We start from the raw sequence: 6,466 nt of genomic DNA, 5'->3' as shown, positions 1-6,466 counted from the left end.
GAATGAGCATCCATAGAAGAATAGTGCTAGGTTGTAATAGCCCTTCTCAGGCCCCTGGGTATATGAGTATGTTGGAAAGCCACAGCCTGTTCCTGCTGGGCAGAACCATGCATTGCAGCAGTTGGTTATATGTGGGTCTAGATAGTAGTATAGATAGGCTCTATCCTCCCCCGGCAGATAGATCATTCTCCCGCCCTTGTTACCCCTGATCCCGCAATAGCCCGTGGATCCCTCTGGGATTATACATTCCGCTACACAGATGCTACATCTAATCCCCCTAGGATCTCGAGGGGGCTCTGGTGGTAGGCCGAAGAGCTCTCTAGCCCTTCTATGGCTCTCCATAGCTATTTCGAGGGCCTCATCTGGTTTTGACTTTATACAGTTCTTACAAATACCTATTGCCGATGGTATGTAGGGTGATTCTAAGCCGCATAGCCTGCACCTATTTCTAAGCCTGAGCCCCATATCCACTCTATATTTAGTGTTTCTACAGGCTTTTTCTATATAGGATTAATTTCTTCAAACCCTATCTCATATGGGTTTCTCGATGAGGGTTCTCTATATGGTATCCTCTATAGGGCTTGGGCATGCTGCGAGGGCTAGGGTTATTGCTTCTGAGCTTGTTAGGAGGGGTTTTGATGTGGATTTCATTGCTCCTGGGGCTTCTGGTGAGTATCTAGAGGCCTGGGGTTTCAGGGTTAATGGGTTGTCTAGAGAGCTTCTAAGCCTTGGGGATGTTTTCTATAGGAGCTATCTTAGGAGGGGCTCTGGTGGCTTTTCGCTGGGGGTTGTTATGGAGATGGCTAGGGCTGCCTCTAGGAATAGATCTGTTATAGAGGGATCTATAGATCTCGATGCCTATGATCTCCTAGTGGCTGACGAATCCTGGGAGGCCATGGGTAGCGATAGGATCCTCTCACACAGGATAGCCAAGGCTATCCTTATAGACTTCATAGCCTATAGGGCTAAAGGATTCTCAGAGATCATCCCAAGTATCCTTGTTAATAGGTTTCTTGCCAAGGCATTCAGAAGATTCGATCTAAGGCTCTTCATAGGCTTTAAAGAGGGTCTGAAGGGAGATAGATATGGGTTTAAATACATAGGCCCCATACCACCAATCCTAGAGAGTGAAATGCTAGATAGGGATAGGGCTAGAAAGGTGCTAGGGCTGGGAGAAGGTGTCTACATATTATTCTCCCTAGGAGGCACAGGAGCCGGGGTTGAAGCACTAGCCGGGATTCTAGAAGCAATTAAGATCCTCAGGGGTTGGGGTGTCGATGCAGAGCTCATAGTAGCCCCAGGATCTCGAGGTGCTCTAGAGCATCTCAGAAGGCAAGGCGTTGGAACGATTGAAGATAAGCATATATATAGACTTCCAACTCTGATCAAGGCATTCGATGTTGTTATATCCCCAGCTGGTCTGTCAACGATATCCCTCCTAGCAATATCAGGGATCCCAGGGATTATCTTCCCCCTCAAAGATCACTTCGAACAGGTTGAGAACTCTCTACTAGCCTCCAGGTATTTCAGCAACATATACTCCCTAGGAGAGGCCTGGTCTCCGGCTGACATGGCTATAAGTATTAGAAAAGCTCTTGAAACAGGATTCACAAGAGGCTATCGAGATATGCTGGGAAACCCCTCGATAATCGCTGATTTACTAGCCCAGCTCTCCTCTAGAGCCCTATGAGGTGTTTATATTGCTCAGGATATTCTATGATGATATCCATAGGCTTCATACAGATCCCTATGGGAGGCATCCTGAGAATCCTTCTAGACTTGATCGTGCATTATCGGCTCTCAGATCTTCTAGATCATGGGGCTCGATGTCTATCCATAGCATTCCTAATGCCGATATCTCCCTCCTATATAGGATCCATGATGAGAATTATGTGGAGATGATTAGGAGGGAATCTGGGTTTGGGTTCCACTATATAGACTCGGATACATATGTTACGGAGCATACATTCGAGGTTTCAGCTAGATTTGCCACGGCCGCCTATCAGGCAGCAAAGAAATCCCTAGAGACAGGAGATCCCTGGATGATCATGCCGAGGCCAGGGGGTCACCATGCTGGTAGAAGAGGCAGGGCTATGGGGGCTCCAACGCTTGGGTTCTGCATATTCAACTACGCAGCAATGGCAGCCCAAGCCCTTCTAGAGGAGGGCTTTAAAGTACTTATAATAGATTTTGACGCTCATCATGGTAATGGAACCCAAGATATATTCTGGGAGGAGCCGAGGGTGGTTCACATAGATATCCATGAGGAGGATATCTATCCAGGGACAGGAAGGGTAACAGATATAGGGGGAGAGAATGCTAGGGGCACGAAGATAAACATACCGCTACCCCCCTACAGCGGAGACCCAGAATATATATGGATTGCTGAAAACATAGTCAAACCCATAGTAGAAGCCTTCAAACCAGATGCGATAGTCGTCTCAGCAGGTTTCGACGCATACCAAGGAGACCCGTTAACAAGGCTAGAAGCAACCGAAGAAACATATGAAGCAATAGCAGAGATACTCAGAAGCCTATGGATAGAGAAAAGAATCAAAGCACTAGTAACAAACCTAGAAGGAGGATATGGAGAAGGATTAGAAAGAGGACTAACAGCATATATAGAAACCCTACTAGGACTAAGAAAACATGAGAAAAAAGCCAAAGCAACACCCCCACCAGAAAGAATATCAAAGCCACTCACACAAATAATGGAGAGATACTGGGGTGTACAAAGTAGCAGAGATCTGTAATTTCTTTATACTGTTCCTCTTTCGCTTACAATATCAGTATTCTTAGTGAATTTAATATAATGACAGTTCTGGATTCATGTATATAGCGAAACCATAAATTAATGTTAAATATTCTACCTTAAGAGCTAGATAACCTACTTATTTAAACTAGATAAAGAGTTAAAAAACTAAGTTGTATACCCTCTATATAGGTTGTATAGTATAGCTATCGTCTCTGCTCTCAGCTTAAAGAATCTTCTATAGCTATCTTCATCAACTTTCTCATCTCTAAGATGTTTGCTTGATATTTCGTTCTGGATCTCTATAAGATCTTCTCTTTCCATAAGCTCGGCTCTGATTCTTCCAAGACTTGCTGGTGCTAGATATTTTGATGTTATTTGTGTGCTTAGATCGATAACTTTGTCGGATAGCATGGAGGGAACCTTATTTATTAGATTATTCTCAAGTCCGTAGTGTACAATATATCTGAGATCTGGATGTTTAGATAGTGCTTCTAAGATCTTATTTGAAAAGGCTTTATGATCTGATACACTTATTATTTCTAGTATCTCTATACCCAGCTCAGGTGTTGCTAAAGATATAGATACCTTACCGAAGGCGCTATCAAGGATTAAGATACTTTCTCTAGGTGTTCTAGATATTAGCTTTATCTCCTCTTTAAGTTTAATACTGATCATGTTACATAGGTAATATACCATACGTTCTGCATCTTCCCTTATTTCGTTCAGCCTCCCCGGATCCGCTAATACCTCTTCAGAGAAGCTATATCTATCTATATATTTTAATAAGAGTTTAAATTTATCATCGATCTGATAGGCTTTAATATCATTAATTAACTCTACGCATCCAATAACCCTGTCCTCATCTATCTGTATCTTCCCTTTGTTTCTTAGAGATTTGATGAGGCCGATTGGTTCTTTTTCCCAGATCTTGAGTAAGCCTGAGAAATATTCGAAAGAATATTCAATAGTATCTAGTGGAAGACCATATTTATGTCTAAGAAGGGCTTTGAGAAATCCTACTCCTCTAATTATCTTCTCTAAATTTAGATCCTTTGGGTCTAAATCGCTTACATATACATAGGTAAAGAATCTATACGGGCTTTTAACCTTGGGCTTACGGAACACGTCTATCGCTCGCATATCATACACATCTATAGCTATGCCATTATCCAGAAATACCTTCCTTTTGTTTCTAGATTCTAGGTACCATCTAACTAATATAGGATACTCTTTTACTAGCTTAAATCCGCCTAGCCCGCTAAACAAGAGGGTTGTATAAACTTTACTCCATAGCTTCCTTCTCCTAATATCTTCTAAAAGATTAGGCTGCTGCCTCCATTCCCTACATATTCTCTCATATTCTGATAGAGCATTCATAATACTTTTTGGAGTTTTCCATTCTCTAGTTCTACTTATATCGCAATGAGGAGCCTCACACATGTATTGCAGGGTTAGTGCATAGTTAGGTACTACCTTTAGAACGGCTGGCTCTTTATTCCTATTATCATATGTTGAGATAATTAAGGCAGGTTGTGTCTGTGTATCTATAGAGCCTGGTTGATACTCCTCTATATATTCTCTTAAGCTACATTCTCCTTCGGGTTCATAACTATTGGCAGAGGGATCGTATAAATATACAGGAATCCCATAATAATATTTATATATCTCATAAAACTCCAGCTTAGCTAATTCTCTGTTCAAAAGTTCATCACTTGTTAAAGATCTGAATCCGAGTTTTGCGTCATATAGTTTCAGAAGATCGTTTTCGGGATTAAGTATAAGAATCTCAGGTTCCAGCGATCTCCACATCTCTAGGCTCTTTAACCCTTCGCTAAGGAGTATTATATCTCCTTCGCGGATGGGAAGCACTATAGATTCTGTTCTTTCTACATCAAGTCTTCGTCCTTTCCTACCCTCTCTCTGAATAAACTCTCTTAGAGTTAAGGGAAGACCTATATGAATTACTCTTGCAATGTAACCTATATCTATACCTTGTAGAAGTGTTTTTACAGTAACTATAACTTTTACTTCTCCTTTTCTAGCCTTCTCCTCAATGCTAGATCTATCTTTCTTGCTGATTTTGGAATGGTGAACAGCGGATAAATTAGGGTCTAAGCTAGATCCTATTTTATTAGCCTCATCTATATTTTTAGCAAATATCAGTGTTGTTTCTAAACATTTCTGGTATTCTTTTACTAGATCCTCAATAGATGATTCATTTCCTTTCACAATCGCATCTATATAATTTTTATCTTTAAAATATAGAAGCAATTCAAAGAACTTCTCTTTGTATTCATCATAGGTTAGTCCCTGCGAACCTGGTAGCTTGCTATATAGGTTTTTCACAAGATCCCTTTTACCTAAAACTATGTAAAGGTAGTTAGCTGGTCTTGGAGCTTGCCCTCCTATTACATCAAAGTCTATTGTAGGGAAAAAGTCCTTGATAGCCTTAACATTCCTTATAGTGGCTCCTAGGATAGCTATTTGAGGTTTTGTGCCTAATCTTTCAATGAACCTTTTAATTAGATGAAGGAGCACTGTAGCCCCTCTGCTGTTATAATAGTCGAGCTCGTCTATGACGATCATTTTTACATTAGTAATGAAGTTCCATAATTTATGATTTGATTTTTTCTCTAATATATCAAGCAAAATTTCTGGATTTGTCAAAACCACTAGGGCTTTCCTAGCATGATAGTCCCTTATATGAGACGATACATCGCCATCATACTTTATCACAGCTCCATAATATACCCTTATGCCATCGAGTATCTAAGACGTGGTTTCAAAGCCTGCATCATTATAGTATTTCGAGATCCTATAGATCTGATCCGATGCTAGTGATTTCGTAGGGTATATAGCTAATACCTTAAAGTCCTTATCCTTCAGCTGCTTTGACAAGGCGTATGAAACCCAGATCTCTGTTTTACCCCCTCCAGTTGATACTGTAACGATTATGCTTCTTCCCCTAAGCAGTATCTCTAAAGCGGATTTCTGATGGTCATACATTTCAAGGTCACATAGCTTTTGGCTTGGATTCTTGTTACATAGATCTGTTAATAGATCTCTGAATTTAGTCCCACTTTTCTTAATAGGCATAGGTTTTTCCTGGTAAACTAAATACTCTAGCCCCAAAGCATCTAATATGTCACTAGATATGCATGGCTTAAAGTTCTGTTTATCATTAGGAGATGTATATGAGTCACTCTTTATATTTCGATCTATGCCTGTGTAGTCTGGATTCAAGGGCTCCTTATAGCCGCATCTGGGGCATTCAACTCCTTGGGGTGTTGGATACATGAGGTTTCCGCATTTCTTACAGAAGTTTGGTACGAAGCCTATACCGGAGCTAGGGTTTCTCATCGTATTTAACCCCTTATAGGCGTTGGTGGATATGTTCTGAATAGAATCTCTGAGACTCTGTAGGCATGTGTCTTTATTATGCCGAGACCTTCTGGAGCTGTTTCTAAGATCTTCGCGTTTTTCTCCATTCCAATTCTCTTGAGGGTTTCTTCATCGCTTCTAAATGCTATCTTCGTATTTGCTAGCTCTATTACTAGGTCGTTAAGGTCTTGAGGTCTATGTGTTGCCATAATACATCCAATCCCCCTTACTCTTCCGAGCCTCATGATCTTGTTTATCATCTCTTCTAAGCTCTCCTTTTCAAAGCCTTCTCTCCCGCTTTGTGGGAAGAACTCGTGTGCCTCGTCTATC

The 6,466-nt window shown here is 41.0% G+C and carries 6 protein-coding genes; 2 read left to right on the top strand and 4 right to left on the bottom strand.

All coding sequences use genetic code 11. From position 1 onward, the window contains the following. Positions 1–465 (bottom strand): hypothetical protein (locus QXE01_10950; protein MEM4971755.1); only part of this gene is annotated, 465 nt, incomplete at its 3' end. 82 nt (positions 466–547) lie between these two features. On the opposite strand from QXE01_10950, the gene QXE01_10945 reads away from it, so the two are divergent. Both QXE01_10945 and QXE01_10940 read left to right on the top strand, forming a co-directional pair. Continuing rightward, a complete protein-coding gene (locus QXE01_10945; protein ID MEM4971754.1) occupies positions 548–1,690 on the top strand; it encodes a hypothetical protein in 1,143 nt (380 codons plus the stop codon). Between the two features lie 10 nt (positions 1,691–1,700). Next, positions 1,701–2,753 carry a histone deacetylase family protein gene (locus tag QXE01_10940; GenBank protein ID MEM4971753.1) on the top strand — a complete coding sequence of 351 codons (1,053 nt, stop codon included), beginning with the start codon at positions 1,701–1,703 and terminating at the stop codon, positions 2,751–2,753. A 167-nt stretch (positions 2,754–2,920) separates the two neighbouring features. Here the strand turns inward: QXE01_10940 and QXE01_10935 are convergent, their stop codons facing one another. The 3 genes from QXE01_10935 to QXE01_10925 form a co-directional block, all read right to left on the bottom strand. Continuing rightward, a complete protein-coding gene (locus QXE01_10935) occupies positions 2,921–5,491 on the bottom strand; it encodes a helicase-related protein (protein MEM4971752.1) in 2,571 nt (856 codons plus the stop codon). Between the two features lie 33 nt (positions 5,492–5,524). Beyond that, positions 5,525–6,115: a DEAD/DEAH box helicase gene (locus QXE01_10930; GenBank protein ID MEM4971751.1), complete on the bottom strand. Its 591-nt coding sequence runs from the start codon at positions 6,113–6,115 to the stop codon at positions 5,525–5,527. 5 nt (positions 6,116–6,120) lie between these two features. Next, positions 6,121–6,466 (bottom strand): ATP-binding protein (locus tag QXE01_10925; protein ID MEM4971750.1); only part of this gene is annotated, 346 nt, incomplete at its 5' end.

Source organism: Sulfolobales archaeon, assembly GCA_038897115.1.
Classification (GTDB): Archaea; Thermoproteota; Thermoprotei_A; order Sulfolobales; family AG1; genus AG1.
The sequence above is the reverse complement of the archived record's forward strand: the minus strand, read 5'-3'. Positions and strand labels throughout refer to the sequence as shown.

Excerpts from the sequence above, each read along its gene's own strand:
- QXE01_10930 (MEM4971751.1), bottom strand. The coding sequence starts at position 6,115 with ATGAGAAACCCTAGCTCCGGTATAGGCTTCGTACCAAACTTCTGTAAG.
- QXE01_10945 (MEM4971754.1), top strand. The coding sequence starts at position 548 with ATGAGGGTTCTCTATATGGTATCCTCTATAGGGCTTGGGCATGCTGCG.